The 24,971-nt window shown below is 39.3% G+C and carries 30 protein-coding genes; 9 read left to right on the plus strand and 21 right to left on the minus strand.

Features of this window, described 5'->3' with window-relative positions:
- Nucleotides 1-17: 17 nt before the first annotated feature.
- From FTU46_RS03370 to FTU46_RS03380, 3 genes are all read left to right on the plus strand, one after another.
- Nucleotides 18-359: a hypothetical protein gene (locus tag FTU46_RS03370; protein WP_180104334.1), complete on the plus strand. Its 342-nt coding sequence runs from the start codon at nt 18-20 to the stop codon at nt 357-359.
- Nucleotides 360-1,989: 1,630 nt separating this feature from the next.
- Nucleotides 1,990-3,090: a protein NO VEIN domain-containing protein gene (locus FTU46_RS03375; protein WP_180104335.1), complete on the plus strand. Its 1,101-nt coding sequence runs from the start codon at nt 1,990-1,992 to the stop codon at nt 3,088-3,090.
- Nucleotides 3,091-3,368: 278 nt separating this feature from the next.
- The gene (locus FTU46_RS03380) at nt 3,369-4,535 is read left to right on the plus strand and encodes an MFS transporter (protein ID WP_180104336.1); all 1,167 of its coding nucleotides are present in this window, start codon (nt 3,369-3,371) and stop codon (nt 4,533-4,535) included.
- A 15-nt stretch (nt 4,536-4,550) separates the two neighbouring features.
- Here the strand turns inward: FTU46_RS03380 and FTU46_RS03385 are convergent, their stop codons facing one another.
- Nucleotides 4,551-6,041, minus strand: coding sequence for an amidase (locus FTU46_RS03385; RefSeq protein ID WP_180104337.1), 1,491 nt, complete (start codon nt 6,039-6,041; stop codon nt 4,551-4,553).
- A 49-nt stretch (nt 6,042-6,090) separates the two neighbouring features.
- Entirely contained in the window at nt 6,091-7,521 is a 1,431-nt protein-coding gene (locus tag FTU46_RS03390; RefSeq protein ID WP_179992476.1) for a diguanylate cyclase, read from the minus strand.
- 325 nt (nt 7,522-7,846) lie between these two features.
- Here FTU46_RS03390 and FTU46_RS03395 point away from each other — a divergent pair, with 325 nt between their 5' ends.
- Entirely contained in the window at nt 7,847-8,293 is a 447-nt protein-coding gene (locus FTU46_RS03395; RefSeq protein WP_034171190.1) for a hypothetical protein, read from the plus strand.
- Between the two features lie 61 nt (nt 8,294-8,354).
- On the opposite strand, the gene accC is transcribed toward FTU46_RS03395, so the two are convergent.
- The 3 genes from accC to aroQ are packed head-to-tail and all read right to left on the minus strand — an operon-like array spanning nt 8,355 to nt 10,632.
- Nucleotides 8,355-9,725, minus strand: a complete 1,371-nt coding sequence (accC, locus tag FTU46_RS03400; RefSeq protein ID WP_175967543.1) for an acetyl-CoA carboxylase biotin carboxylase subunit — start codon at nt 9,723-9,725, stop codon at nt 8,355-8,357.
- Between the two features lie 18 nt (nt 9,726-9,743).
- Complete coding sequence (gene accB / locus FTU46_RS03405; RefSeq protein ID WP_004785952.1) at nt 9,744-10,160, minus strand: acetyl-CoA carboxylase biotin carboxyl carrier protein; 417 nt, start codon at nt 10,158-10,160, stop codon at nt 9,744-9,746.
- A gap of 16 nt (nt 10,161-10,176) precedes the next feature.
- Nucleotides 10,177-10,632: a type II 3-dehydroquinate dehydratase gene (gene aroQ, locus FTU46_RS03410; RefSeq protein WP_004785950.1), complete on the minus strand. Its 456-nt coding sequence runs from the start codon at nt 10,630-10,632 to the stop codon at nt 10,177-10,179.
- A 1,033-nt stretch (nt 10,633-11,665) separates the two neighbouring features.
- Between aroQ and ybaK the strand changes: the two genes are divergently transcribed.
- From ybaK to FTU46_RS03425, 3 genes are all read left to right on the plus strand, one after another.
- Nucleotides 11,666-12,133, plus strand: a complete 468-nt coding sequence (ybaK, locus tag FTU46_RS03415) for a Cys-tRNA(Pro) deacylase (protein WP_159122961.1) — start codon at nt 11,666-11,668, stop codon at nt 12,131-12,133.
- A 260-nt stretch (nt 12,134-12,393) separates the two neighbouring features.
- A complete protein-coding gene (locus FTU46_RS03420; RefSeq protein ID WP_373684968.1) occupies nt 12,394-13,596 on the plus strand; it encodes a YncE family protein in 1,203 nt (400 codons plus the stop codon).
- A gap of 66 nt (nt 13,597-13,662) precedes the next feature.
- Nucleotides 13,663-14,145: a hypothetical protein gene (locus FTU46_RS03425; protein WP_180104338.1), complete on the plus strand. Its 483-nt coding sequence runs from the start codon at nt 13,663-13,665 to the stop codon at nt 14,143-14,145.
- Between the two features lie 111 nt (nt 14,146-14,256).
- Here FTU46_RS03425 and FTU46_RS03430 read toward each other — a convergent pair whose 3' ends face one another.
- The 4 genes from FTU46_RS03430 to tusD are packed head-to-tail and all read right to left on the minus strand — an operon-like array spanning nt 14,257 to nt 15,648.
- On the minus strand, nt 14,257-14,568 hold the full coding sequence (locus FTU46_RS03430; protein ID WP_005235445.1) for a TusE/DsrC/DsvC family sulfur relay protein: 312 nt from the start codon (nt 14,566-14,568) through the stop codon (nt 14,257-14,259).
- A 14-nt stretch (nt 14,569-14,582) separates the two neighbouring features.
- Nucleotides 14,583-14,867 (minus strand): DsrH/TusB family sulfur metabolism protein, encoded by a 285-nt coding sequence (locus FTU46_RS03435; protein ID WP_180104339.1) that lies wholly within the window; start codon nt 14,865-14,867, stop codon nt 14,583-14,585.
- A gap of 17 nt (nt 14,868-14,884) precedes the next feature.
- Nucleotides 14,885-15,235, minus strand: coding sequence for a hypothetical protein (locus tag FTU46_RS03440; protein WP_180104340.1), 351 nt, complete (start codon nt 15,233-15,235; stop codon nt 14,885-14,887).
- A 44-nt stretch (nt 15,236-15,279) separates the two neighbouring features.
- Nucleotides 15,280-15,648 (minus strand): sulfurtransferase complex subunit TusD, encoded by a 369-nt coding sequence (gene tusD, locus FTU46_RS03445; protein WP_004785936.1) that lies wholly within the window; start codon nt 15,646-15,648, stop codon nt 15,280-15,282.
- Between the two features lie 280 nt (nt 15,649-15,928).
- Here tusD and FTU46_RS03450 point away from each other — a divergent pair, with 280 nt between their 5' ends.
- Nucleotides 15,929-16,948, plus strand: a complete 1,020-nt coding sequence (locus FTU46_RS03450) for a site-specific integrase (RefSeq protein ID WP_034171182.1) — start codon at nt 15,929-15,931, stop codon at nt 16,946-16,948.
- Here FTU46_RS03450 and FTU46_RS03455 read toward each other — a convergent pair.
- The 8 genes from FTU46_RS03455 to FTU46_RS03490 form a co-directional block, all read right to left on the minus strand.
- Nucleotides 16,945-17,223, minus strand: coding sequence for a hypothetical protein (locus FTU46_RS03455; protein ID WP_034171181.1), 279 nt, complete (start codon nt 17,221-17,223; stop codon nt 16,945-16,947). The two genes, FTU46_RS03450 and FTU46_RS03455, sit on opposite strands and share 4 nt — an antisense overlap.
- Nucleotides 17,223-17,375, minus strand: a complete 153-nt coding sequence (locus FTU46_RS03460; RefSeq protein ID WP_179992479.1) for a hypothetical protein — start codon at nt 17,373-17,375, stop codon at nt 17,223-17,225. The genes FTU46_RS03455 and FTU46_RS03460 overlap by 1 nt, the downstream gene beginning before the upstream one ends.
- Entirely contained in the window at nt 17,368-17,532 is a 165-nt protein-coding gene (locus tag FTU46_RS03465; protein WP_180003601.1) for a hypothetical protein, read from the minus strand. The genes FTU46_RS03460 and FTU46_RS03465 overlap by 8 nt, the downstream gene beginning before the upstream one ends.
- Nucleotides 17,532-17,816, minus strand: coding sequence for a hypothetical protein (locus FTU46_RS03470; protein ID WP_257224591.1), 285 nt, complete (start codon nt 17,814-17,816; stop codon nt 17,532-17,534). The genes FTU46_RS03465 and FTU46_RS03470 overlap by 1 nt, the downstream gene beginning before the upstream one ends.
- 78 nt (nt 17,817-17,894) lie before the next feature.
- Entirely contained in the window at nt 17,895-19,343 is a 1,449-nt protein-coding gene (locus FTU46_RS03475) for a hypothetical protein (RefSeq protein ID WP_180104341.1), read from the minus strand.
- Nucleotides 19,340-20,416, minus strand: a complete 1,077-nt coding sequence (locus tag FTU46_RS03480; protein ID WP_034171179.1) for an ATP-binding protein — start codon at nt 20,414-20,416, stop codon at nt 19,340-19,342. The genes FTU46_RS03475 and FTU46_RS03480 overlap by 4 nt, the downstream gene beginning before the upstream one ends.
- The gene (locus tag FTU46_RS03485) at nt 20,416-20,970 is read right to left on the minus strand and encodes a hypothetical protein (RefSeq protein ID WP_180104342.1); all 555 of its coding nucleotides are present in this window, start codon (nt 20,968-20,970) and stop codon (nt 20,416-20,418) included. Before FTU46_RS03485 ends, FTU46_RS03480 begins: the two co-directional genes overlap by 1 nt.
- The gene (locus FTU46_RS03490; RefSeq protein ID WP_257224592.1) at nt 20,967-21,434 is read right to left on the minus strand and encodes a hypothetical protein; all 468 of its coding nucleotides are present in this window, start codon (nt 21,432-21,434) and stop codon (nt 20,967-20,969) included. Before FTU46_RS03490 ends, FTU46_RS03485 begins: the two co-directional genes overlap by 4 nt.
- 182 nt (nt 21,435-21,616) lie before the next feature.
- On the opposite strand from FTU46_RS03490, the gene FTU46_RS03495 reads away from it, so the two are divergent.
- Nucleotides 21,617-21,913 carry a hypothetical protein gene (locus tag FTU46_RS03495; RefSeq protein WP_180031395.1) on the plus strand — a complete coding sequence of 99 codons (297 nt, stop codon included), beginning with the start codon at nt 21,617-21,619 and terminating at the stop codon, nt 21,911-21,913.
- 23 nt (nt 21,914-21,936) lie between these two features.
- Here FTU46_RS03495 and FTU46_RS03500 read toward each other — a convergent pair whose 3' ends face one another.
- The 4 genes from FTU46_RS03500 to FTU46_RS03515 all read right to left on the minus strand — a co-directional run bounded on the left by FTU46_RS03500 (nt 21,937) and on the right by FTU46_RS03515 (nt 24,825).
- On the minus strand, nt 21,937-22,170 hold the full coding sequence (locus tag FTU46_RS03500) for a hypothetical protein (RefSeq protein WP_180011278.1): 234 nt from the start codon (nt 22,168-22,170) through the stop codon (nt 21,937-21,939).
- A gap of 47 nt (nt 22,171-22,217) precedes the next feature.
- Complete coding sequence (locus FTU46_RS03505; RefSeq protein WP_180053635.1) at nt 22,218-23,165, minus strand: sensor domain-containing diguanylate cyclase; 948 nt, start codon at nt 23,163-23,165, stop codon at nt 22,218-22,220.
- A 222-nt stretch (nt 23,166-23,387) separates the two neighbouring features.
- The gene (locus tag FTU46_RS03510) at nt 23,388-23,741 is read right to left on the minus strand and encodes a hypothetical protein (RefSeq protein WP_005104451.1); all 354 of its coding nucleotides are present in this window, start codon (nt 23,739-23,741) and stop codon (nt 23,388-23,390) included.
- A gap of 142 nt (nt 23,742-23,883) precedes the next feature.
- Nucleotides 23,884-24,825 carry a hypothetical protein gene (locus FTU46_RS03515; protein WP_180047670.1) on the minus strand — a complete coding sequence of 314 codons (942 nt, stop codon included), beginning with the start codon at nt 24,823-24,825 and terminating at the stop codon, nt 23,884-23,886.
- Between the last annotated feature and the right edge of the window lie 146 nt (nt 24,826-24,971).

Below are 24,971 nucleotides of genomic sequence, written 5' to 3' on the forward strand. Positions count from 1 at the left end.
TCTCAGGAGGACAGCTTATGAAAAAACTAATTATCTTGCCTCTTGTAGCTTTAATATTTCTGGGGTGTAGTCAACCAAATACACAGCAAGAAGCTGACTCTAAGATCCTACAGGATGAGGATTTAAAAAAAATTAGGGAGATGGTAAGGAATGCTTTACCGAATTCAGACCTGGTTCAATTTCATCAACAAGAGGGAGAATGTGGTGAGGTTAGTTTCAGAGATAAATCTACGAATGAAATGAAGCATCGAAGGTTTATTGTAGTGAATAAAAATATTGTGCTGATTGAAAGACGGCAGGTAGATCAGGAATATTTTGACCTTTCATGGAGGAATGCATGTCGAGATTATTTCGGGTAAAGAAAGAATATTTATTAAAATTCTTATTTGAAAATAGTGACCGCTATAATTGAATATCAATAAAAAAATTTGATCATTGAGCCACTCTTTAGGGTGGCTTTTTAATGTCTGGATTTCTTAATTTTGCTCGAAATATGGGTACAGAGTAGCTCCGTATTTTATATACTAGATTCGTACCAATAAAATAGAATATTGATCAACTTATATTGATAATAAATATAAAAATTATTTAAAAAAGGAACAAAAATTGCTTCTTGAAAGCATAGCTTTTGCTTTAGGTTCTGGATATGTATCTCTTTAAAATATGCGGCATTATTTTCCTTGTCATCCTTGCTGTTTCTCTCATGGTTTTAGGTCTTATTTATCAGGATCCTTTATTTGCTTTGATAGGGCTCTTGTTTGCTGTTTGCGCAGTATTATTATTTTCCATGATGAAGGAAAGTCTTGCTGACTTTTAGATCACTCATTTCGTTTAAAAGCTTAAAGATTTGGACTAGAGATCAAGGTGAATAGCAGGATGATAGTCATCAATATTATGCACCGAGATGGAATCAACAATTTAGAAAAATAATTGTGTTGAAAAGTCTTTGGATTAATCAGTGTAATAAGGAAGACTTATACGGGCAACCAGTCATGTGGATTAGATTGATAAGATGATCTGATAATACACTCATTGCTGGGTGCTATTTTGCAGAAGTTCATCGAAAGATGGGCTTTTTTGTTACCTAAAATAAAGCTTTATCAAGTTCATACTAGAAATTATTGACTCCAAAGATCACAATTTAGACTTTTTATATATGGATAGATATTTAATTTCTATATATATTTATATTTGTCATGAATTGGCTATTGTTTGACCGTTGTACATTTCGTCAACAATCCTGAATCAGCGCAAAATGATAAAGGGGAAGAGCCCACAGCAATGTGGGCTTTTTTATTGCCTAAAGAAAAGTTTGGCTTAATTTCTTACTAGGTATCTGGCTTGAATAGCTTAGCTAAGTAATAGATCTGGTCAAAGAGACTGAGATTAACTAGAAATTTGAATAAGTGACTTATTTCTATTTTATCGGTCAATATGATTGTTAATCATCGACTTAATATCTAAGTGTGATTGACTGCATACAATATTTTCATTATATTTTACCATATGTTCAAAAATCTCCACATTTTGAATTTAGAGTTCTGCGCACATCGTCCCCAATGATGTGGGTTTTTTTTGAGTAAAATTAAGAATGCCTGTTCAAATTAATAAGAATATACAAGTTAATTTCATAGAATAGGTAAGAATGTTACATTGATAGATGTTATAACAGTTAAAGCATAGGTTTAATAAGACTTATAATCTTACAGTGTTAAGCTGTCTAAATATTAGAATCTCAAATAAGCTAAATTAATGCTCAATTAAGTCTATGGATATTGATAATATCATGAGGATTAAGCTTAAAGAGTCATAGCCTGAATAGGTACTGAAAGATATAGTCAAAGGATGCAGATATGTATCTGAATTATGGAAAGGTGGCATTGAGTAGTCAGATAAGTTTATTTACTTCAAACTGATTTAGCAAATTAATAATTATTAAAATAGAAAACCTATGACTATAATGTATTTAAAATTAAGGGAATATAAAGAATGCAAAAAGTATTATTTGCTCGTATTGGAAATATGGGTTATTACCAAGGAGCAGCTGATGAAAGACCTGTTGGTGGAGGAAAATATAATGAAGATAATATTGGTTTTGAAGCATGTAATTTTTTGAGTGTTGAAAACTATATTTATGGTTACTTTCAGCCTGGAGGATATAAACCAGATGGAGTGAATTTTGGAAGTATTAACTTACAACGTATTGATCCCAAAATAGGAAAGTCTGAAACTAAAGTAGATAATGTACTCGTGATATTTTTTACAACTGACCCTGAGTTAGAGGTTAATGCTAGAGGCCCAGTAACGCGTGCAGTGATAGTTGGTTGGTATAAAAATGCAACGGTATATAGAGAAAGACAATATATTTCAAGACCAGGTATTAATTCAGAACTTAATGGATATTTCTTAAAAGTTAAAGCTAGTGATGCTTTTCTTTTACCTAAAAAAAATAGAGCTTATCGTATAGGGCATTCAATTTATGGGGAGAGAAAAGGAAATCCTGGCCAATCTAATAGTTTTTATTTGTATGAACAAGACAAAACTTTAAAGAACTTCAATACAGTTATTTATGAATGGATACCAAAAGCAATTGAATATGTAAATATGTATGAAGGAATAGTTCTTCAAAGTAATACTGATATTATTATGGAAAAAGAGAATACAAAAAATCAGAAGATTGAAGGATTAGGGTTTGAGGAAAATGAAAAGATAAGAAAATCTATTGAAAAGTACTCTACTGTAGTAACTATAAAATATTTAGAAAATGAAGGATTTAAGGTAAAAGAATATAACGAGCAAAAGCAAAAAGTCTGCGCATATAAACCCTATGACCTCCTAGCATATAAAAATGGTAAAGAATTTTATGTAGAAGTAAAAGGTACTCGGTCATTAGGTGCTCAAGTAATTTTTACTAAAAATGAAGTCGAACTTTATCAAGGAAACAGTAACATTATTTTAAGTGTTGTCCATTCAATTCAAGTATCAGACGACTTAACAATTGTAGAGAATTCCGGAGAGATATCTGTATATAATCCTTGGAATATAGATCAAAATAAACTTACACCAATTTCATATTTTTATAAGTTTTAATTTTCTTCACAGCTTTCTATACCGCTTTCATGCATGACCCATAAGCCTTGTAAAACAGCTATAGGCTCTTTAATTCTTTTAATGAAACTGTCTATGCCTAGGTATTTCTATGATTCAAGTCAAGTAACCTAGTATTTATTTCGAAGATTTAAGAGCCTTTTAAAATTCCATGAATATAAATCTATAGTTAATTTAAATATGACCGAGACCCAATCAATGCAACTCAGCGCGACTTATATTTATTTTAAGTTATCAGAAATGAAAGAGTATCTAGTTTGATGCAATCTCTAGCTATTCATTACAGACTCAGTTTTTTCTACTTTTTTTATTATGCGATTGTGGGCGCATTCATGCCTTTCTGGAGTCTGTATCTAGAGGATCAAGGCTTTAATTATCAGGAAATTGGGATTTTATCTTCGATTGCGATTGTCACCCGATTTTTTGCGCCATTTATTTGGGGATGGATTGCAGACAAATCCGGGAAACGCATGTTGCTGGTGCGTATAGCTACTTGGATGGAAGCCTGTATCTGGTTCATGATATTTATCATTCCAAATAGTTTTCAGTCAGTTGCTTTGCTCATGCTGATTTTCAGTTTCTTTCAAAATGCAATTTTGGCTCAGTTTGAAGGCGTAACTTTATTCTGGTTAGGTGAGAAAAGGGCAGAGCTCTATGGCAAAGTCCGTAAGTGGGGATCTATTGGATTTATTATTGGCGTATTTGGTTTAGGTGCAATTTTTGAAATTATCAGCATCAGTATGCTACCAGTCTTATTGCTCTGTATTTCATTTCTGGCTTTTCTCTGGTCGTTCACGATTAAAGAACCCTCAGCAGCACCGACAGCTCAGAAAAAACTCGAAGCTTTATGGCCGATCTTCAAGCGTCCAGTGGTATACAGTTTTTTTCTGATTGAGCTGATTATGCTGTTTTCACATGCGCCATTTTATAGTTTTTATAGTAACTATCTCAGCCAGAATGGATTCAGTACCAGTCAGATCGGATTGCTTTGGTCGGTTGGGGTCATAGCTGAAATCCTTATGTTTGCCTACGCTACATTCTTTCTGACACGCTGGTCATGGCGTCATCTGGCAATGCTATGCCTGTTAATGACTGGTTTAAGATGGCTGACTGTCGGCCTATTTCCATCGTCATTTCTGGCACAGTTTTTTGCCCAGACCATTCATGCCCTGAGTTTTGGCTTATTCCATATGATTGCCATGCGGGTTATTTTCCAGAACTTCTCGGCTGGACAGCAAGGCCGTGGACAGGCACTGTATAGCACCATGTGGGGCTTAGGCGTGGCGAGTGGGAGTATTCTTGCCGGTCGTTATTGGGATCAGGTCGGTGGAACATCAATCTTTATTGCTGCTGCGCTGTCGACCTTGCTGGGCCTATTGCTGGTATTTGGCTTACCCAACAAGGTCGAATTACAAAAGCAGATTTAAAATACCATCGAACAATTAAACGCGGATTTTGGAATATTGATTAAACCAGGGCTGAGCCTGTTCTAATTGAGCGGCCAGTTGTAACAGCAAATCTTCACGGGCAAATGGTGCAATAAACTGTGAGCCCAAAGGCAGGTTATCTTCATTCCAGTATAGCGGTACGGACATTGCTGGAAGGCCGGTAATATTGGCTAACTGGGTGAATGGCACCCATTTTAGGTTTTCTTTCACAATCTGGTCGACCAGCTTACCTTGTGCCAATAAATGTGCCTTATTCATTTTTAATAAAGCTTTAAGAATCGGCTTCTGCCAGTTTGGTGTCTTGACTTCGCCATTTTTGGGTGCAACAGTGGCCGTGGCTGGTGTCAGGTAGAGATCATAATCATCAAAGAAATGATTCATCTGGGTCACATATTGTCCCCAGTTGGTCAGATTTTGGATATATTCAATCGCCGTTGTTTTGGCACCAAAAGCGGCTAGCGCCAGAGAATCCAGTTCAAAATCGCCTGATCTGGATGGATAGCCTTTCTGGATTTCGTCCAGCATATAAGAAAACTGGCTAAACCACGTCGTAATAAAATCTTTAGCCAGTTGCATGCCATCAATCTGCGGTTGATCCTCAACGACTTCATGACCTAAAGATTCCAGTAAACGGGCAGTTTGTTCTACCGCTTTAATAGCATCTTGAGAAACAGGCGTATCAATGCTGGAACGCGTATTAAATGCGATTTTTAATTTTTTTGGTGGTTGCTGAATCACTTCCAGATAATGTGTATGCGGACGTTGGATCGTAAACAGCGAACTGCGATCTTCACCGTGGGTGGCATCCAGCATTGCCGCACTATCCCGAACAGTTTTGGTGAGTACATGTTGAATGGCAGCACCGTGCATTGCCTCACTCATTTGCGGTCCCCACGGCGTACGTCCACGGCTTGGTTTTAAACCAAACAGACCACAGTAGGAAGCCGGAATACGAATTGAGCCACCACCATCACCTGCACCGGCAATTGGCACAATGCCGGCTGCCACAGCAGAAGCAGAACCGCCTGACGAGCCACCACTGTTATGTCTTAAATTCCACGGGTTTTTACAGCTTCCCCAGGCATCTGGCTCTGTAATGCCTTTAATTCCGAATTCAGGGGTGTTGGTACGGCCAAAGGTCACAATACCTGCCTGTTCCCAACGGTTAACAATCTCGGCATTGGTTTCAGCTATATACCCAATGCGCTTTAAACCCTGACATCCATAAGACGTCGGATAACCTGCATATTCCTGAAACAGGTCTTTGACTAGAAATGGAACACCGGCAAAGGGACCAGACAGTTCTTGCTGGGTACGCTGCAAAGCATGCTCATGCATGGGAATAATAATGGCATTGATTTCAGGATTAATATTTGCACTGCGTTCTAAAGCAACTGATAAAAGTTCACTTGAATGCACCTGTTTATTTTTAACCAGTTCAGCCAGTCCTAATCCATCGTATTGTAAGTATTCTTCAAATTTCATCTGCATTCCCTAGCGTTGATATTGTTATAAGGTTGTAGAGGCTTTCAGTTCAGGATGCAAGCACCACCTGATTACGTCCCAAGTGTTTGGCTTGATATAAGGCCTGATCCGCGGTATTGATCAGTTGCTGTAAATCCTGAGAAAGTGGGGCGTGTTGATGCGTAATCCCGAGACTCACAGTAATCGATAAAGGTGATCCATCAGGTTGATACATTGGCGTTTTAGCTACCAGTTCACGAATACGCTCGGCAATAAACTGGGCTTTGGACGGTTTAGTATCCCAAAGCAAAATCACAAATTCCTCACCACCAATACGTGCAAACAGATCCTGAGAACGTAAATTGGAACGGATGATTTCAGCAAAGTGTTGCAGTACTTTATCGCCCACATGATGGCCAAAATGATCATTTAAACGTTTGAAATGGTCGATATCCAGCATAATCAGGGAAAACTGCACGCTTTTGGAATGTTGCAGTAAATATTCGCCTTTCTGAAAGAAAAAATGCCGGTTCATGGTCCGCGTCAGACTGTCATGGTTAGCTAAATACAATACCCGTTTAAACAGATCATTGCGGTTCTGACTGATGATACACAGGATCAGCGGTGACAATGCCAGCATAAACAGTCCGATCCTTAATGAGATATAAATGGTCGAGTCTGCCAGCGTATCATGTGTAGTGGCATAGAACTGGGTCAGGCTGTAATACATCAAAATGATTACAAAGGCATTAATAATTGCAATTGTAAAGATGCGATAGGTCAGTGCTGCCCAGATTAAAGCTGCCAAAGGATAAAGCAGGGCACCTGGACCGACAAAAATATTACTCAGGATAATACACAGGATTACCGTACCTGCTGGCAGCAGATAACTAAAAGAGTTCTGCTTCTTTCTGCGGTTTTTAAATAAATACTTGAGATCTTTGGTTCTAGGAAAGGCCAGGAAAAGAGGCAGGACAATAATGTAATTTACCATTTCGCCTGTCCACCACAGCCCAAAATCTATCCATAAATTTTCCTTGGTCATAAAGGAATGGGGAAGATTGGGTAAGGTCGCAACGGCAAACACTGCACTGGCCAGGCATCCTGCGAATGCACAGATGCCGAACATATGCACGAAAGTGAAACCAGTATTGTAGTACTTATAGTTGATCTGGAAATATCGGATAAAAAACAGCGATACAATCGTACTAATCAGGTTGGCAAGTGTTAGAAACAGGCTTTGTAATAGATTATTACCTGTTGCCAAATCGGCAAACATGAACGCACAGAAAGCACCTAGCCACCCGCCCATATTGTTTAAATGGGGGAAGCGTAAAAACATGGCCAGTAAGGCAGCATTGGCAGGCCAGAGTATGGCTAAGTAATCCTGTGTTCTGGTCATAATGCCAATCAAACAAGTCACTAAAATAATGAAAAGAATGACCAAGTAGGCATATGTTTCAGGATTCAAGTTCTGGTCTGTGATTCGAGGTATTCGCAAATCTAAGTCCTGTATCTAATTTTTATTTGTGAAATATCACTTTGTTTGGGAAATGCTTTTTACCCAAAAGTACAACTTTATTCTTGGAATAATCTGTTTTTACTTACGTTATCAATATACGTTTGTATACGAAATATATACAAAAAAATTAAAAAAGGAAATCCATGTTTTTAAACTATAATGATAAAAATTTGTTTTATTTCGGTATTTAAACTGATGCAGAGCAGAATATGATCCCGAAAAATATGATAAGTTAAAATTAATTATTAGGATTGAAACGAAGCCTGTGAATATGAAAAAAACCTGTCTTAGCCTTGTCTTGCTCATGAGCTCATCTTGGCTAATGGCAACAGAAAACAATAATCAAACTGCAAATAGTATTGCGAAACCTATCGAAGTTCCGAATACCTTTACCATTAATACCCGTCCTGAAATTGTCGGGCTATGGGGAATGGAAATTCCAGATAATAAGAAATGTGTTGAATACTATAATTTTAAAGGCAATAACAACGTCGTGATTAAAAGCGGTTCAGAATGGACCACAGGGCTGTATGACTATCAGCCTTCACAAGATCCTGCTGCACAGATTCCAGCGCTGATTATGCAGGTTAAATACGACAATAATGAAAAAGACTGTTCCGGTAATCAGGTGGATCAGTCAGGCGAGATTTCGCAGTATTTTGTGAAGTGGCAGAACTCAAATACCATTAATTTCTGTGCCAATGAAAAAGCAGAGCAATGTTTTGCTGTACTTCGACGCATTTTGCCTTGATTGAAGGCTAGATATAAAAACCGCTGAATTCAGCGGTTTTTTTATTAGATCAAGTCTCGGATCAAGCTTTTTCTTTGTCTTCAGCACCTTCAAGCTGCTTCAACAAATGTTTTTCCAGATAGTGAATATCCATTGCCTGTTCACAGAAATTTTCATCCTGAAGAATCAGATCTTTGTGTAATGGGATATTGGTCTTCACACCTGTCAGAATCATTTCATCCAAGGCCTGCTTCATGCGTGCTATTGCAGTTTTACGGTCTTTACCATGGGCAATTAGCTTGGCAATCATAGAATCATAATATGGCGGGATGCTGTAACCTGGATAGATATGAGAGTCTAAACGGATACCTGCACCACCTGGCGCATAGAAGGTCTCGATTTTGCCTGGAGATGGCATAAAGTTCGATGGATCTTCTGCGTTGATACGACATTCGATCGCATGACCTTGTACGCGTACATCTTCTTGCTGGATATCCAGACCTAAGCCAGCCGCAATACGTAACTGCTGCTCAATGATGTCGATACCGGTGACCATTTCAGTCACAGGATGTTCTACCTGAACACGGGTATTCATTTCAATAAAGAAGAATTCACCTTCTTCAAACAGAAACTCGAATGTACCGGCACCACGATATTGCATCAATTTACAAGCATTGACACAGGCTTCAAGAATGTCAGCACGAGCCTGTTCTGGCAGGTTAGGCGCTGGCGCTTCTTCAAGCACTTTCTGGTGACGACGCTGTAAAGAACAGTCACGGTCATATAAATGGATCGCATGACCATTACCGTCGCCTAGAACCTGTACTTCGACGTGACGCGGTTTTTGCAGGAAACGTTCCATATAAACCGTGTCATCGCCAAACCACATTTCTGCATCACGCTGTGCGGCTTGTACTGATTCAAGCAGGGTATCTACACGTTCTACAATACGCATACCACGACCACCACCACCGGAAGCCGCTTTCACGATGAGCGGGAAACCAATTTCTTTGGCTTCAGCAAGCGCATTGTGAATCGTCACGGCATGATCGCAGCCAGGTACAGTTGGTACACCCGCTTTTTTCATGGCAATAATCGCAGAAACCTTATTCCCCATTAGGCGAATATGTTCCGGACGTGGACCAATGAAGATAAAACCAGAACTTTCTACGATTTCAGCAAATTCAGCATTTTCAGATAAAAAGCCATAACCAGGGTGGATGGCATCTGCACTGGTGATTTCAGCGGCTGTAATCAGGGCTGGAATATTCAGGTAACTGTCGCTGCTCGCGCCAGGACCAATACACACGGCTTCGTCACAGAAGCGTAAGTGCATCAGGTCTTTGTCAGCGTCTGAATAGACACCGACTGTTTTAATTCCTAAAGTTTTGCAAGCTCGGGCGATGCGCAGGGCAATCTCACCTCGGTTTGCAATTAAAACTTTTTGCAACATTATGAATCCCCGAAGTGATTAGGCGCGGTAACGGAAAAGTGGCTGACCAAACTGAATCACTTCACCATTTTTCACCAGAATTTCTTCAATCACGCCGCTTTGAGTTGCTTCAATCGGGTTCATGATTTTCATTGCTTCAATGATACCCAGTGTTTCGCCAGCAGAAACAGTTTGACCAATTTTTACAAAAGGTGCTTCGCCTGGACTTGGAGCTGCATAGAACACGCCAACCATTGGAGATTTTTCAACTGCACCACGAGGAGATTTAGCTGCAGGGACGTCAGCTGCAGGTGCAGGCATTGCAGGAACAGCTGCTGCAACTACTGGATTACGACGAGTCAGAGCGATCGACTGATCACCTTCCTTAACTTCAATCGCCTGTAAGTCAGATTCAATCATCAAATCGATGAGCTTCTTGATTTTACGGATATCCATGAGACAGTATTCCTAATTAAGATTGTTTAGAAGATTGTATTTTTTCAATGACATAGTCGAGTGCGGCAGCATAGCCTTTCGCACCTAGACCACAGATCACGCCAATAGCTTTATCGGATAAATATGAATGATGTCGGAATGCCTCACGTGCATGTACGTTAGACAGGTGGACTTCAATAAACGGGATTGCCACGCCAAGAAGTGCATCCCGAACTGCAACTGAGGTATGTGTCAGGGCAGCAGGATTAATAATGATATATTGCACGCCGTCTTGTTGGGCTTGATGAATTCGGTCAACAATTGCGCCTTCCCAGTTGCTCTGGAAAGTGTCAAGTTGTAAAGTAGCTTTTTCAGCCTGAGCAGTGAGCTGCTGATTAATATCTTCTAGAGTTAAATAACCATAAACTTCGGGTTCGCGCTTTCCTAGCAAATTTAAATTCGGTCCATGAATAACCAAAATGGTCGAAGTCATCTATGGTGCTCCAGTTAAAAAGTTTCAGGATAGGTTTGCAAGATGTCTACAAACTTCGCCTATTATGGCATGAATTCCTACATTATTTTTATAATTTCTTTGAATTGATATAGAAAAGCATGTACCACGTAGTGGCCATATAATGAAAACTTTGCAAGCATTTAGCAATGTTCAAAACTACCAAATCTTCGTCTTTTACATCATTTTTATATTTTAGATGAATTGGCTGAATTGTTACATTTATGCTGTGTAAGTTAGACCTCAATGTTTATTCATAATTCTTTTAAATTGGGTGTTTATTCGGCAATGGCTTGTCAAAAATAAAAATTATTAGTCGAAGTCTCTGCTCATATCAAAAATTATGGTTATCAGTAAAAGACCGGGTTTTCATTATATTTTTGGATGAATCAAAATTTTATTCTATTCATTATTATGCAAACTAAAATATCAAACTTGGAATAAAAATCAAAAAGTTATTTGATAAATGGTATGAAGTGAAGTTTAGTATTAAATGGATTTTATGTCGCTAGTAAAGCAAATAACACATTATTTTTCTGCAAAAAAAGATAGGCTCATTGCTATTAAACATTGGCTAAATGATACTGATCACAAACGTAAAATTAAAAACTTATGATTCTTCATTAATCTTTTATTGGCCTCGTCTAATATTGACGAATGTGCTCAATTTTCTAAGTATTCCCTTTATTTTTTATTGTTTATGTTCGCTCAATAACATTGGCAAAATGGCACTTCATGTATAGGCGTTGTTATTCATCTGAATGTTGCCTATGTTTTTAAATGATGAATTTTTAAGCTTAAGAACAAGATGGTATGCGGAATTACAATGATAAATGGGATAGCTAAGTTCAGTTAAAGTGCAATATGAATAGATATTCTGGATTAAAAGCTAATGGTATCTGATTGTATTTTGAACACATATTGATTATATAAGCTATTCAGAATCACAGAATAAAACCCAAGCAGACTTGATAAGCTATAATGAAGATCCCGTCAAAATACTATCGAAGCTGTTATGACACCTGCATGCAAATTATTAAAATCTCAAAAAATTGAATATAGCATTCACGAATATGAACATGATGCCAATGCCAAAAGCTTTGGTTTGGAAGCAGCAGAAAAGTTAGGGCTGGCAGTAGAAGAAGTATTTAAAACCTTATTGGTCACGGATGAGAAGCAGTATTTTGTAGCAGTTCTTCCAGTCAACCATCAGTTAAACCTGAAAAAAGTAGCATCAGCCTTTGGTTGTAAAAAGCTACAAATGGCTGATCCCAAACAGGCAGAACGTCTAACCGGTTATCTTGTCGGTGGGATTAGTCCGGTTGGGCAGAAAAAACGCCTGAAAACTGTCATTGATGCATCTGCAGAACAGCTGAATAAAATCTATGTCAGTGGGGGTAAACGCGGTCTGGATATTGGTTTAAAACCTGCGGACCTAGCTAAGGTTCTAGATGCTCAATTCGTTGATGTATTGGATGTCTAAAGTTCTAAGCATTTTTCAATAAAACTATCTTACTGAGAAGCGTTCATATCAATGGACGCTTCAACTTTTCTGGATTCTTATCTTTCTATTCTGTCGGAAAATTCAGCATGGTTTTTTCTTCATTGTATAGTGGATGATTGAGATCCACGGCCTGACTGTGGATTGAACAAAGATAAAAACAATAAAATAGAAAATATGGAGAATACCGCTTGGAAATCCAGAAAAAACGATTATCACGGTTCTGTATGAGCTTGTCCGCGATGGCCATGCTCTCAGTCTTTTCAACTGCACAGGCAGATTCGTCTACCTTGCCTCAACCGCCCAATTCCCAGCAAGTTTTCTTTGTGGGTAATAACTGGGATGGAACAGTTACAGTGATTCGATCTTCAGGTGACTTTGGCAAGGTTGGTGTGATCAACATGATTCCTGATCGTAAGGAGCGTCTGAAAGAGATTCACCTCAATCCCATTAAACTGATTGCCTATACCTATATTCAAGCTACTGCGGGTGAAGGTAATGATCAGCTGGTCGACGATATGTACTCCACGCCAGATGGACAGTCTGTTGTCGCATCCCGTCCAAGTTTTGCCGATGTGGTCTCTATCAACATCAAGACAGGCAAAATTAACTGGCGTACTCCAGTTGAAGGCTTCCGCGCGGATCATATGGCAGTTTCACCAGATGGCCAGCGTGTCGCGGTTTCCGCATCTTCCGGAAATGTGGTGCATGTACTGGATATTCATACTGGTAAGGAACTTGGTCGATTTGCGACGGGTGATAAACCGCATGAAAATATCTACTTTGATAATGGCAGAAAAATTCTGAACTCGGCCATTGGTAATGTAGAAACCTCTCTTGATGCGCAGTGGCAGGATTTCACCAAAGGTAAACGCTATATCACCATTGCAGATGCCAATACCCATCAGGTGCTTAAGAAAATTGACTTTAGACCGGCATTGGATGCGTTTGGTCGAAAAGATTTATCTAATTCAGTGCGGCCGATGGTCTTTAGCAAGGATGAAAGTAAACTCTATGCTCAGGTATCATTTTTTAATGGTTTGATTGAGTATGACTTAAACCAGAATAAAGTGACCCGTATTGGGCAGTTGCCAGGTAGCGATAGCATTCCCAAAGATCGTACCAAATGGGTGAATGATTCCCGCCATCATGGCCTGTCGATCAGTGCAGATGGTGAGAAGCTCTGTGTTGCGGGCACGATGGATAATTACGCCACTATTGTTGATCGTCAGAGTCTGACTGCCGGAAAATTGATTCCTGCAGGTAAACCATACTGGGCTACCCGAAGTCCGGATGGCCGTAGCTGCATTATTTCAGAAAGTGAAACGGATGTGGTGACCGTAATTGATTTCGCGACAGGCAATAAAGTGACCAGTGTGCCTGTAGGCAATCATCCACAGCGTGTCCGGATCGGTTATGCCCCAGCAGACTGGTCTACGCCGTAGCAAATAATGGCTCTTAAAAAGAGCAATGTGTTATGAACGTTGCTCTAAGCATTGTAGGTGGCATATATGAGGAATAAAACACTTACTTTATATCTGCTGGCGGGAATGTTATTAACCGGTATTCTGGTTGGGATTGCTTATCAGGTTCATAAGGATATCTATAAGGCAGAGTTCAATATACTGAAACCTGATGATCAGATGACTTTTCCAGCAAAGTCACTGATTACTTCCAGTTTAATTTCTAAACCACCTGTACCGGCAAGAACGGCTGGACACCCGGAAGTGGATTCTGAACAGCAGGTCTTATTACAACAGAGAGAGCAGCTTTATCTGGATTTTACCCAAATGATGAATGGTTTAAGTCAAGGCGAGAAGCCAGATGAACGCCAGCTGGATCGTTTGCTGGTACAGCAGCAGAATCTGGTAAATGCTCAGGTCGTTGCTCCGGAAGAAGCGAGAGCTCAAATAGAATTTTTACAGAAAGTTTTGCCTGAAATCTCTTCACAGCTTGATCAAGCTTTAAATGCTTTAGATCAGAATGGTTTTTAACCTTCCTTAGTTAAAAGTTTTATTTAGCCGTGAATACAGATCATAGATAAGCTTAATAAGAAAAAGCCCGTTAAAACGGGCTTTTTCTTCATTCATATTTTAGATTAAAACTTATAAGCAGTTCGCCGGTTTCGGGATACCAGCCAGTCGGCTTAAATGACGTGCCACTAAACCCGTATTAAACTTTTCCTGCAATAAGGCATTGTTAATTTCCGGGCTGACTGTCTTCATCAAAAACTTAATTAGCGGGCGGGTTGCAGGAGAATGCCCAAACTGCTGATAAAATTGACGGACTGCCTGTAGCACTTCAAAATGCCAAGGAGTAAGTTGAAGTTCCAGTGTATCTGCCAGTACTTGGGCAACGTCTTCATTCCAGATGGTGTAATCGACTAAATGACCATCTTGGTCCAGTTCTAGATTCATATGTGACTCATGGATTATTTCATTGAGATGCAACGACTAAATTTCAGACATAGATCTGCAAATTCGGAGTAGTCGAGTAAAGCAACATTTTCCGATAAAGGTGAGATCAGAATTTCTGCATCATTTTTTAGGATATAAACTTGCGGTAGTTGCTGTACGAAGGCATGGTCCAGATACAGCACAGATTCTCCCATCAGGACCACCTGATCATCTGAAGCATGGAGCTGTGCTAACTGATCAAGGACTGACGCCGTCGCTGCATAATCTGACTGGATCAGGTAAAGGGTTTGATCTGACATTTATTTATCCTTTGTCCTTACCAATACAATACGTGATCAAATTTTTGAACGAATTCTGAATTGAGTTCAATCAACTCAATCTCCTGCTCGCTTTGCTTTACAAAAGGAGAGTCCTGATTTTTCTGTTCAACCAGAATTGGGGTCAGGTCATAAAATTCGAAACTATCCACCAGATTTGAAGCCAGTTTAAAGGCATATTTAAGCTGGTCAAACTGAAGCTCAGAACGTAAAAGACTCAAGGCTGCGCCTTGGAGTAATACTTTAACTTCAGCGCCAAAGGTCGCCAGTACCATCGTGGCAGACAGACTTTCATGCACCTGCAAGCTGTTCAGGTTGGCTTGAGTTAATATAACAAGTACAGATTTCACACAAGATTCCTTTTAAAAGCAACACATCCTGAAAAATGAAGCATCTAGAATTGAATTAGACGTTGTGAGGACTGAACAGCATCAGCAAGCTCGCCTAGACCGACCAATTCAAAACCATCAGCAAGATTATGTTGCTGAATATTGTGACGTTGAGCATTTTCCTGATCTGTAATCCCACGCGCTAAGGCTGCACTGACACAAACAGGTAAGCGGATATTCAGATCCTGCCAGGAACGTGTGAGATGACGCTGGTCGTCGGGCACCCATTGCAATGCATTTGCGACCGACACGCCATCTTGATAGAAAAATACACGGAAAGCTTCCTGTTTATGTTGTAAAGCTTGGGCGAGTCCAAGCGCATGCCAGGCATAAATAGAAGTCGGTGCGGAGGTAACAAGAATTAAGGTGCTCATCGAAATTCACTACAGGCTTGATCAACGCGGGATGATGATCTTGGCTACAAAGAAAGTAGGTAGTATACAATGATTTTAGATGATCTTTTCTGATAAAAAGACAAAAAATAAAATATAATCAGATTTAATTCTAATAAAAACAATAATTTAAAACAATATGTTAATCCTATCCCGTCACTAAACCATACCCAAAACTGCACAAAATCCCTTCTATATCCTTTCATTTTTTTACTTTACCGATAAAATGCAAAGTAATCTGCACCAAATCTGCACCAATAAAATGAAAATACCCAAACCCATCCAGCGAGGATCCAGCTGGCGCATCATTGTCACTTTCGACAAGCAAAGATATTCAGCCACCCGAGACACAGCGAAGGAATGTGAACAGTGGGCCTATAATAAATTGCTTGAACTTCGATCTGGTAAAAAGGCAATAGAACAAGGTGAAAAGCCGAATTATCCATTTAGGGAACTTTGTGCTAGATACTATCAAGAGCATGGTCGTCACATGCGATCTGCACGGACTATCAATTTTAAAATTAAAAACCTTGACCGGATTGCACCAAATTTAGCTGACAAGTCTATTTATGATTTCAAGCCTGCTGACATTGCAGAATGGCGAAATAACCGTAAAAAAGAAGTGAAGATAGCAACACTCAGGAATGAACACGCCATTTATTCAGCCGTGTTTACCTATGCCATGAAAGAACTGTTTTTGATTGATTCTAACGTCTGGCATGCGGTCACCATGCCGAGCAAGGAAAAATCCAGAAGCCAGCGTATTACAGAAGAAGATCAAGAATTGTTGCTAAAGGCGTTAAGTTGGGATGGATCCACAACACCAGAAACATCACGCCACTATGTAGCATGGGCATTTCGATTTGCTCTGGAGACCGCCATGCGTCAGGGTGAAATACTGGCAATGCGTAGGAAGGATATTAAAGAAGGCTTTGTGCATTTACCGATGACAAAAAATGGTGAATCCAGAAACGTGCCTTTATCTGGTGAAGCCAAAAGACTGCTTTCTTTATTACCTAAAGGAACAGATAAACTTCTGCCCATTGATAAGCAGATATGCTGTGCTACATGGATGAGAGCAAAAAAAAGAGCAGGGCTTACACATATTAATTTCCATGATTCACGACATGAAGCCATCACCAGAATGGTGAAGGTGAGAAAATTACCGGTTGAAGTGTTAGCCAAAATTACAGGCCACAAAACTATCTCAATGCTGGTGAATACTTATTACAATCCAGATGCTCAGGATTTGGTAGAAATGTTTAACGACAGTGAGAGCTAATTAGCTCTCGGTCTGCCTACTTTAACTTTGGTTGTCAGCAGGTCATGGGCCAACTTTGGATTGTATAGCGCCTTGCCTTGTGTGCCTTGATTAATCGAAACTAATTTTTCTCGAATCGTGGTCACTGACAGATTGTATTTTTGAGCCAGATAAGAAGCTGAAACCAGTTCGACTTCAACCTCTTTAAGCTCCTTCACCGTTGCACCACCGATAGTCTGACCCAGCATAATTTGAGGCGGTCTTTCGGCTTCAACGGTGATGGTGTATCGAGCCATTAAGTTACCTCTTTTAAACTTTGTTGTACTGATTCCGGTAAACCAAACACATCCTTAAAAGCCTGATCAAAACCACCGTCAGCAATAAATCTATCAATAACGTTTTCTTCCTGACCTTTGGATACAGCAATGTTTTCTTGAACTTCAGTCACTGTTTTTCTCCTGCAGTTTTAAATATTCAAATTTCGCATCAGCCCAGTTTTTAGCATCGTATGGGCTTAAACCTTTTTCTTCACACCATTTGGTGCACCAGAGAAACTGAGCATCGTCATAGGGAGTTGGCTTAACTACTTGATTAGTACTATCCATCACGCCACCTTCATAATCTGATTAGCCACAATCTTTGTTAAGTTTTCGCTGGTTTCATTCGAAACATTCGGGCAGCGCAGATGCATTTCATATTCATCAAATAGCATCTGGCATGCTGCATTACCTGTTAAATCATTCTTTAAAAACACATAGCTCAGTGATTTGCGTGTACCTTTGCCTGAGAAAGTAGAGCTACCATCTGCAAGTTCTTTCTTGGAATAACCCAGCTTTTCGAGCCACAGCTTAAAACCAGCTTCATGTTTCTTTTTAATTTTGAAAATCATCTCAATCCCCAACATTTTTTTTGATTCTGGAGCCGTGCTGAATTTGCACGACTCGGGTTTTAGAGGTATTTAGGTGGCTCACTGAGCTTCACTAGTTGCAGGAATCTGATCCAGCTGGATGCGACGCTGCTCAATAAGTTCCATTAATCTTGGCTGAATAACTTCATCACATGCTGATACATCGATTTCTAAAGCATCCAGTTCAGTCAGGTCTTCAGCTTTCTGGATACGTACAGCTAATGAAGGCTGTGCATCTGCCTTATTCAGTTCGACCAGACGCTTATGAATTGCATCAATTAATGGTTTGCGCTGTTCTTCAGACCAAGCCTTTGTATAGCCCACTAAGGCATTTGCTTCGGCTGGGGTATTTGCTTTGCTTGCACGGTCCAATAGATCAGTAAGAAGGCTTTGATATTCTTCATCTTGAGCTTTGTTCTGTACTAGCTTTTCAGCCTCATGCTGCAATCTTTGAAGCTCAGTGACACTTAGGTTTTCAGATGGCTGTTCAACATTAGGTTTGGTCTGGTTTAATTGATTAGCTGTTTCATTGATCTGGTTGCACAACTGTTCTTGCAGATCAATATTTAGATTGTCATCTGCAATAATTGCGCTGCTTAAATCAGCCAGCTCATTTGTTGTGGTGCATGCCTTAATTTGATCAATGTAGGCAGTACATGCTTCACTTTGCATTGCAAACTTTTTTAGAGAATCTACTGTTACCGGTTTTTTTGAAGCAAGAAGAAGTTCACGTTTTTCTGCAATACGATTTTTGAGTTCTCTGTATTCAGTTTCAGTTAGTTTGTGCTGATTGCTATCCAGATTACGTTCAACGCCTTTTAACTCATAATCTGAACCACATTTTTCAATAGCTTCGATAACTTTCAGAATAGCTGGATCTGTTTCATCAAGTTCAGTAGGTTGATCCCCTGGAACTTCAGTAATAATAGATGGATCTTGTACTGCAACTTCGATAGGTTGAACTACTTCTGGCTCAGGCTGTTTTTCAATATTTGCAATAGTGGTATTAGAGTCAGCCGGAGTATTTAACTGATCAGCATCATTCTTGGCTTTGGTTGAGCGTTTCTTTTTAGGTTTTTCCTCATCACCAAGACGTACAACAAGACAATCACCAGTTAGCTCACGGCCTAGCACTTTAGATATTGCTTGTAATTGAAGCTTTGCATTTTCAGCATCATGCTGGGCAAATCCGTTATTAATAGATTCTATTAATGCTGTACAAGTCATCTTGCCAAATTCAACAACATAGATAGATGAGCTATAAGAGTTGATGACATATAAATCTTGACCTTCACGAACCTCTTCAAGCTTGAGAGGCTTAGCAAATGTAATGCCAGCCAACTCCATGGTCTCAACCTTGATGCAGAACTCATAGCCTGGCATAGCAAAAATAGTGGCAGGGAATTGAGACAGATCATCAAAATCCATTAATTCACCAACAGCGCGGCACATGATATTTCGGCCAGCCATCATTGCTTCAAAAGCTTCTTTGCTATTTAAAATATTCATGCTGACCATCCTTCCATATCTGATTTCGCCTGACAGGCATTTAAAATTTGTTGTTCGTACTTTGTGCCTTTGAAGTAATCCGCAGGCCGATTTAGATCATTAACGTGACTAGCATTCTGAATATCCTTCAGTGCAGCTTGATAATCATTTTCTAGACGTGCTTCATTTTCAGCATGTAGTTGCTGTTCGTTAGCCTGTTGTGCTTGTTGATTGCGCTGAATGATGGAATGAATACCAGCGCATGTTTCGTCAAACTTCTGCTGTTGGACATCATGAAGACTATTTAATCCTCGCTTAGCACAGTACTTTTCAATATCAATTCCAGCTTGTTGCATAAGTGCTTCAAGTTCTAAGAACTGATTGCCGTTGATGCATGCGTTAGCGGATCCAGAGTTCAACCACTGTTTAAGCAATACTCCAGCTTGCTCAGAAAGAAGCATGGGTTCATTAAAAATTCGGGTGCGGTCTTTTGTTCTAACTGCATAGTTGTCGTGAGTTAGATCTAGAACAGTGGTGAACTCATATTCGATACCATCACGCTGTTCAGCTTTCATTCCGACTTTTTCAACTTTCTTTTTACCATTACCTGCATCAACCTGAACGGTATCCATCTTGCTGCGCATGGTCACAATAATGTTGATGCTGGATTGAAGCATTGCATCGATAAATTTGCGGTGCCTTGGGGTAACTTGGCTCCATGCGCCCCAGCTATTACCCTTGAAAGTTGTACTGGCGAGCTTGTCGACAATTTCCAAACAACCACCAACGCCAGACCACTCATGAGTAATACTGTCCAGAATCAAAGTATCAAAACCAGCTTTCTCTGCAGCCTGAATAGCATCAATAAACTTTTCAGGAGTGTAGGGAGGCTGAATATTTGCATGTTCAAACTCAACAACATCTTCATATAGCTCAGCACTACTGTTCTCGGTATCAGCAACAGCAATCTTTCCACCAATTCCCTTAGCCAAAAGAAGTGCACCTAAGGTTTTACCTGAACCAGTAGGGCCAGCCAGAGCAAGGCGTAATTTCGCGTTTTTACGTTCCGCTTTCTTAAAAAATACAGTTGACATTACACAGCTCCTGGATGACGATTTTTGCGTTTAAAGTTCTTATAGTCCTCAGACCCAAAGAAGCCAGTGCTTTCTAATACCTGGTTATATTCAGCTCTACGTTTTACAGATCGAGCACGTTCAATCCCGTTTTTAATCGAAGCGTGTAACGTCAATTTATCTACGCTTTGCAAAACACCGCTGGTATTGCCGATACGGAAAATATCCAGATTGGCAAAGTAGTCACGTGTAGAAGGGCGGTTACCATTAACCCGGACAGCGTAGTAGCTGAATCGGTTTTCCTTACCAACACGGTAGACTTCAAAACCATGCAGGTGATGGACAAACTCAACAAAGTATCGAGCCTGTTTTGCATAGACTTCAGATTCAATCGGCAGTTTGAAGATAGGCAGTTCTTCAGTTTTAAATTGCAGAAAGCCTGAGTACAGATCTGCAAAATTAACTTGTGCCTGGCTGTTTAGAGGTGACCAGTTTTCACTTCCATCTTCACACCACATAACCGGCTGACCTTTGCTTAGTGCAGCAAAGATTTGTTCAGGGGAATTTAAGATCATGACTGCACCTCCACCAGACGATGCTTCATGATGTGGCCAGCGATCATTGCGTTGATTTCACGGTGATCCTGATAATCAGTAAAGTCGTTATAAGAATTACCATTGGCATCGAATACCTTGATTTCACCTAGTTCTATTACTTCTACATTGGTGAACTCGGAACCCGGTACACCGTAGTCATCCGGATGAGCTGCAACTTCAAACGAAGTGATTTCCAAACGAAAGCCATCAAGGTTAAGGATCGCTTCACCGCGTACGTCATCAAGCATCTTTAAAGATACGATGCCGTATTCAGATTGAATGTTTTGAGCTGGAGCTGCTTGGCTAGTACCAAAGTCAGCACGCCAACCAAACGCTAATGCGCTTACAGTTAAGGCAGTAGCAACAAGAGTCACCTTGAAGCTATTGTGTGGAGTTAATTTTGCATTCATAATTTCTTTACTCACTGAGAGAGAGTGGGTCATGCTCCAGGTTGCTCGAACAACGCTGGAGTTTTTTAATATCTGTGAGATAAAATATACCTGCGAGGTAAAATAAAGTAAATACCTTGTAGGTAAAAATAGTAAAATTATTTTTACTCTTCAGGTGAAATAAGTTTTAATAGGCAAAAGAAAACCCACATAAGGTGGGTTGTTTGGAGTTTGTTATGGATAAGCTAAATTACTTGACAGTAGAAAGCCTGCAGCATGATCCGCGTGCTCATATGGTTAATCGTTTAATTTTTAATGGCGTTACAGACGCAGAGGTGCTGATTAGTGTTACTGATAAGCTCTTAAATTTTATCGGAGAAAGTGGATTGTTTGATAAAGCCACACAGGATGAGAGGGCTTTATCAAACTGGCGCAAGGATATGGTTGATCGCTTAATGCTTCAAGGTCTTACAGACGCTGAGGTTATAATAAATACCGTAAATAAACTTTATGTTTTTTTGGTTAAGCAATGAATTAAGTGTGATTGATATTTAACTTATTTAAGGTAGGTGAAAATAGTCGGATCTTTTTCAAAGTATAAGATGCTGTACTTGTTACCACGTGATTGTAAATAATTCTGAATATCTGCCAATAAATTAGAGGACTCACTTAAATTAAAAATAAATGAATTTAAGCTAATGCGCTCAAAACCAGAAATTTCTCTCCTGTTGAAACTTTTAATTTCCTCATCAGAGATATTGAGACCATTAATTATAAGCAAGGCTTTCATTCTTTTCTCCACCCGATCCAAGAGCCGCTCGGGTATGCGGCTTTTTATCAATCATTATTAATAGATTTAATTAAGATTTTATCTTGATACATTTTTCTATCAGCTTCTATGATGGCGGTGGATAATCCATATGTTGGATTTCGCATTGCAAGACCAATTGCCGCACTAACTTCAGCTTTCGCAAAAGCATTTTGAATTCTTGTTACAAGCTTCTCAGCATTCTGCAGATTAGTTTCGATACTGAGTACGGCAAATTCATCACCACCTAGGCGAGCAATAATATCATTGCTACGTACTATGCCTTTTAAAGCTACAGCCATTCTTTTGATCAGCTCATCACCAGCAGCATGTCCTAGATTGTCATTAGTGATTTTTAGATCATTTAGGTCAATCATAAGCACAGCAGTAGGGTGACCATATCGCTTACACCGTTCTTCTTCTAACTCAACTAATCGATCCCAAGCACGACGGTTATAAAGTCCAGTCATTGGATCAGACAATGCTTCCATTTCAAAGCGTTCAGCTTTACGTATGTGTTCGGTTGCTCTTAATTCAGCTTGAATCGTGTAACTAAGCACCTTTCCTATAAGATCAAACAATGGAGCATCCTCAACAAGGACTTTAGACTGAGGTTCGGGATCAATTGCACAAAGAGTGCCAAACAAGGAACCATCTTCTTTTAAAAGAGGTTGACCGATATAGGCTTTAATAGTGACAAGTTTATTTATTGGTGCATCTGTATAAACTTGAACATCGGGCGAGTAAGGGGCAATGCGGGGCGCATTATTTTGTACCATGTGTGAGCAGAACGAATCTGCCCATCGAAATACTTGTCCTGGCTTAACGTTATAGCCATTATCTTCACTTAGTAACACAATCCAGTCATCACCTTCAGTACGGGTAATCATCCATAACTTAAATCCAAATCGTTGAGATAAGAATTTTAAAATAGCTTGGCCAGCCTCTTCGAAATTCTTAAAGTTAATATTATTCATTAAGTTAGTCCGTATTTGTACTAAGAGAGATATGGAAAAACAATTTTTAGACTACAGCGTCATATATTATAATTTTAAACTGATTAGCTCACTAATTATTCAAAAACTTAATTCACTTTACTTAAAATTTCTAGAAATTCCATCGGTTAATAAATAGGAATATTACTTCATATAATAAAAAGACAACCCACCAATGGGGTGGGTTGTCCTAGAGCAATAATCTTATTTTTTGTATTCAGTAATACTGATAGGTTTGTCTTTCATAAACTCTACAATACCTTCACCAGCTTTGAAGTGAATTGAAACGCCGTCATCATTGGCCAAACGCATACCACTTCCTGAAATAGCTCGTTTAAGATGATAAACCTTGCCAGAATTATCTGTCATTTCTGCAGTTTCAAAATTATCTGAAGATTTCAATTCAACTGTAAGATCCATTGGACCAGTAAAGTTAATTACCTGAGTTTCAGCTGGAGTATTGCTCACAACTTTTTCTTGCACCACTTCGTTTTTTGGATTTGAAGTACAGCCAGTAATTGCTAATCCTAACAATGCTGCGCCTAACAGATATTTCATTGAGACTTACCTTTCTATTTATGAATCATAGGTATCTTTATACTAATTGTTATAATGTAGCGTTTAAAGACAAGGTTACACTTACCTTACATAAAGAAAAAACCACCGCTGGGGTGGGTTGTTTGGAGTTTGTTAGGGGGGTTTAAAAATCAAATTCTTCTTGCTTGGTGGTCTTGTGTTCAATAACCTCTACCACCTCAAACTCTGTCTTAAGCTTGGTGTGAGCTAGGAACTGAATAGTCTTTAACTTAACCTTAAGCAGATCACCCTTACCAAAACGAAGCAATCCAGAATCAATTTTTTGAAGAAACGCTTCATCAGAAATAGAAGCATTAATTGTTGACCCCCCATTATTGAATCGCCACTTATTTTTCTCTTTAAAAGATATTGATTCAATCTGTAAGAAAGTCTCTGTAATGCTTTCACTTAAATGATCATCAATGTCTTGAAATTTAAAATACTCAACTTCTTCTTTATCAATAAAAAGCTCAACATTTTCGTCAAGCATTTCCCTTACAACATAAAATGAATCAATCCCATCCTTGCTTAATGGCTCTAGCATTTTTTCAATATCAGATGCAATAACCTTGCTTCGATAGAGGCGCAATGCTCTTTTATCAACTTCCAAATATTCTGTTTCGGAATAAAAAACTTTTGCATTATCAGTCGTTTCTTCTATTCTAACAGGAGGCTTACCTTTGAGTTTTTTATAAATTTGGATTACACCAACAGTAGCTCCGCCAAAAAAACCCACTAAACCTAAGATCCCGCTTGCGTTCGCCAAGGCTGTTGCAGTAGGGCCAGCCAGCATATCCTTAATCTGATTCACCCAAGATAGGTGCTCAACAAATTCTATTCCGAAGCAACCTGTTTTAAAGTTTGCTTTGACATTTAGTTGAATTTCAAGCTTATCCCCATTGATCTCTTTGTTTGCATGAGTCAGGAGGTCGCTTATAGCCATCATGGCAGGCGCAAGATCACGAACATCCATAAGGTGCTCCTCTAGTGCCTTGCCATCATAAACTACATGGAATTTCTCGCTCATAGCATCATCATCAATCAAGTCTGCGTTGGTTATTGTCATAGTTTAACAGTCTGTATTTTTAGTTTCATTATGAGTTTGACGGCAGTTGTCGCGCTCTTTCACTTAATCTATTTAAAGCCCTGCGTCAGGTTCGCAATTAATACCCAAGCCGCATATAGCGGCTTTAAGTCACTGGTGACTTACTA

The sequence above is a fragment of the Acinetobacter sp. YH12108 genome (assembly GCF_013419055.1).
Taxonomy (GTDB): Bacteria; Pseudomonadota; Gammaproteobacteria; order Pseudomonadales; family Moraxellaceae; genus Acinetobacter.

Bases quoted from the DNA above. Each gene is read 5' to 3' on its own strand.
- FTU46_RS03370 (WP_180104334.1), top strand. From the start codon at position 18: ATGAAAAAACTAATTATCTTGCCTCTTGTAGCTTTAATATTTCTGGGG.
- FTU46_RS03375 (WP_180104335.1), top strand. From the start codon at position 1,990: ATGCAAAAAGTATTATTTGCTCGTATTGGAAATATGGGTTATTACCAA.
- FTU46_RS03380 (WP_180104336.1), top strand. From the start codon at position 3,369: ATGCAATCTCTAGCTATTCATTACAGACTCAGTTTTTTCTACTTTTTT.
- FTU46_RS03385 (WP_180104337.1), bottom strand. From the start codon at position 6,041: ATGAAATTTGAAGAATACTTACAATACGATGGATTAGGACTGGCTGAA.
- FTU46_RS03395 (WP_034171190.1), top strand. From the start codon at position 7,847: ATGAGCTCATCTTGGCTAATGGCAACAGAAAACAATAATCAAACTGCA.
- accC (WP_175967543.1), bottom strand. From the start codon at position 9,725: ATGTTGCAAAAAGTTTTAATTGCAAACCGAGGTGAGATTGCCCTGCGC.
- accB (WP_004785952.1), bottom strand. From the start codon at position 10,160: ATGGATATCCGTAAAATCAAGAAGCTCATCGATTTGATGATTGAATCT.
- aroQ (WP_004785950.1), bottom strand. From the start codon at position 10,632: ATGACTTCGACCATTTTGGTTATTCATGGACCGAATTTAAATTTGCTA.
- ybaK (WP_159122961.1), top strand. From the start codon at position 11,666: ATGACACCTGCATGCAAATTATTAAAATCTCAAAAAATTGAATATAGC.
- FTU46_RS03420 (WP_373684968.1), top strand. From the start codon at position 12,394: ATGGCCATGCTCTCAGTCTTTTCAACTGCACAGGCAGATTCGTCTACC.
- FTU46_RS03425 (WP_180104338.1), top strand. From the start codon at position 13,663: ATGAGGAATAAAACACTTACTTTATATCTGCTGGCGGGAATGTTATTA.
- FTU46_RS03430 (WP_005235445.1), bottom strand. From the start codon at position 14,568: ATGAATCTAGAACTGGACCAAGATGGTCATTTAGTCGATTACACCATC.
- FTU46_RS03435 (WP_180104339.1), bottom strand. From the start codon at position 14,867: ATGTCAGATCAAACCCTTTACCTGATCCAGTCAGATTATGCAGCGACG.
- tusD (WP_004785936.1), bottom strand. From the start codon at position 15,648: ATGAGCACCTTAATTCTTGTTACCTCCGCACCGACTTCTATTTATGCC.
- FTU46_RS03450 (WP_034171182.1), top strand. From the start codon at position 15,929: ATGAAAATACCCAAACCCATCCAGCGAGGATCCAGCTGGCGCATCATT.
- FTU46_RS03455 (WP_034171181.1), bottom strand. From the start codon at position 17,223: ATGGCTCGATACACCATCACCGTTGAAGCCGAAAGACCGCCTCAAATT.
- FTU46_RS03465 (WP_180003601.1), bottom strand. From the start codon at position 17,532: ATGGATAGTACTAATCAAGTAGTTAAGCCAACTCCCTATGACGATGCT.
- FTU46_RS03470 (WP_257224591.1), bottom strand. From the start codon at position 17,816: ATGATTTTCAAAATTAAAAAGAAACATGAAGCTGGTTTTAAGCTGTGG.
- FTU46_RS03475 (WP_180104341.1), bottom strand. From the start codon at position 19,343: ATGAATATTTTAAATAGCAAAGAAGCTTTTGAAGCAATGATGGCTGGC.
- FTU46_RS03480 (WP_034171179.1), bottom strand. From the start codon at position 20,416: ATGTCAACTGTATTTTTTAAGAAAGCGGAACGTAAAAACGCGAAATTA.
- FTU46_RS03485 (WP_180104342.1), bottom strand. From the start codon at position 20,970: ATGATCTTAAATTCCCCTGAACAAATCTTTGCTGCACTAAGCAAAGGT.
- FTU46_RS03490 (WP_257224592.1), bottom strand. From the start codon at position 21,434: ATGACCCACTCTCTCTCAGTGAGTAAAGAAATTATGAATGCAAAATTA.
- FTU46_RS03495 (WP_180031395.1), top strand. From the start codon at position 21,617: ATGGATAAGCTAAATTACTTGACAGTAGAAAGCCTGCAGCATGATCCG.
- FTU46_RS03500 (WP_180011278.1), bottom strand. From the start codon at position 22,170: ATGAAAGCCTTGCTTATAATTAATGGTCTCAATATCTCTGATGAGGAA.
- FTU46_RS03505 (WP_180053635.1), bottom strand. From the start codon at position 23,165: ATGAATAATATTAACTTTAAGAATTTCGAAGAGGCTGGCCAAGCTATT.
- FTU46_RS03510 (WP_005104451.1), bottom strand. From the start codon at position 23,741: ATGAAATATCTGTTAGGCGCAGCATTGTTAGGATTAGCAATTACTGGC.
- FTU46_RS03515 (WP_180047670.1), bottom strand. From the start codon at position 24,825: ATGACAATAACCAACGCAGACTTGATTGATGATGATGCTATGAGCGAG.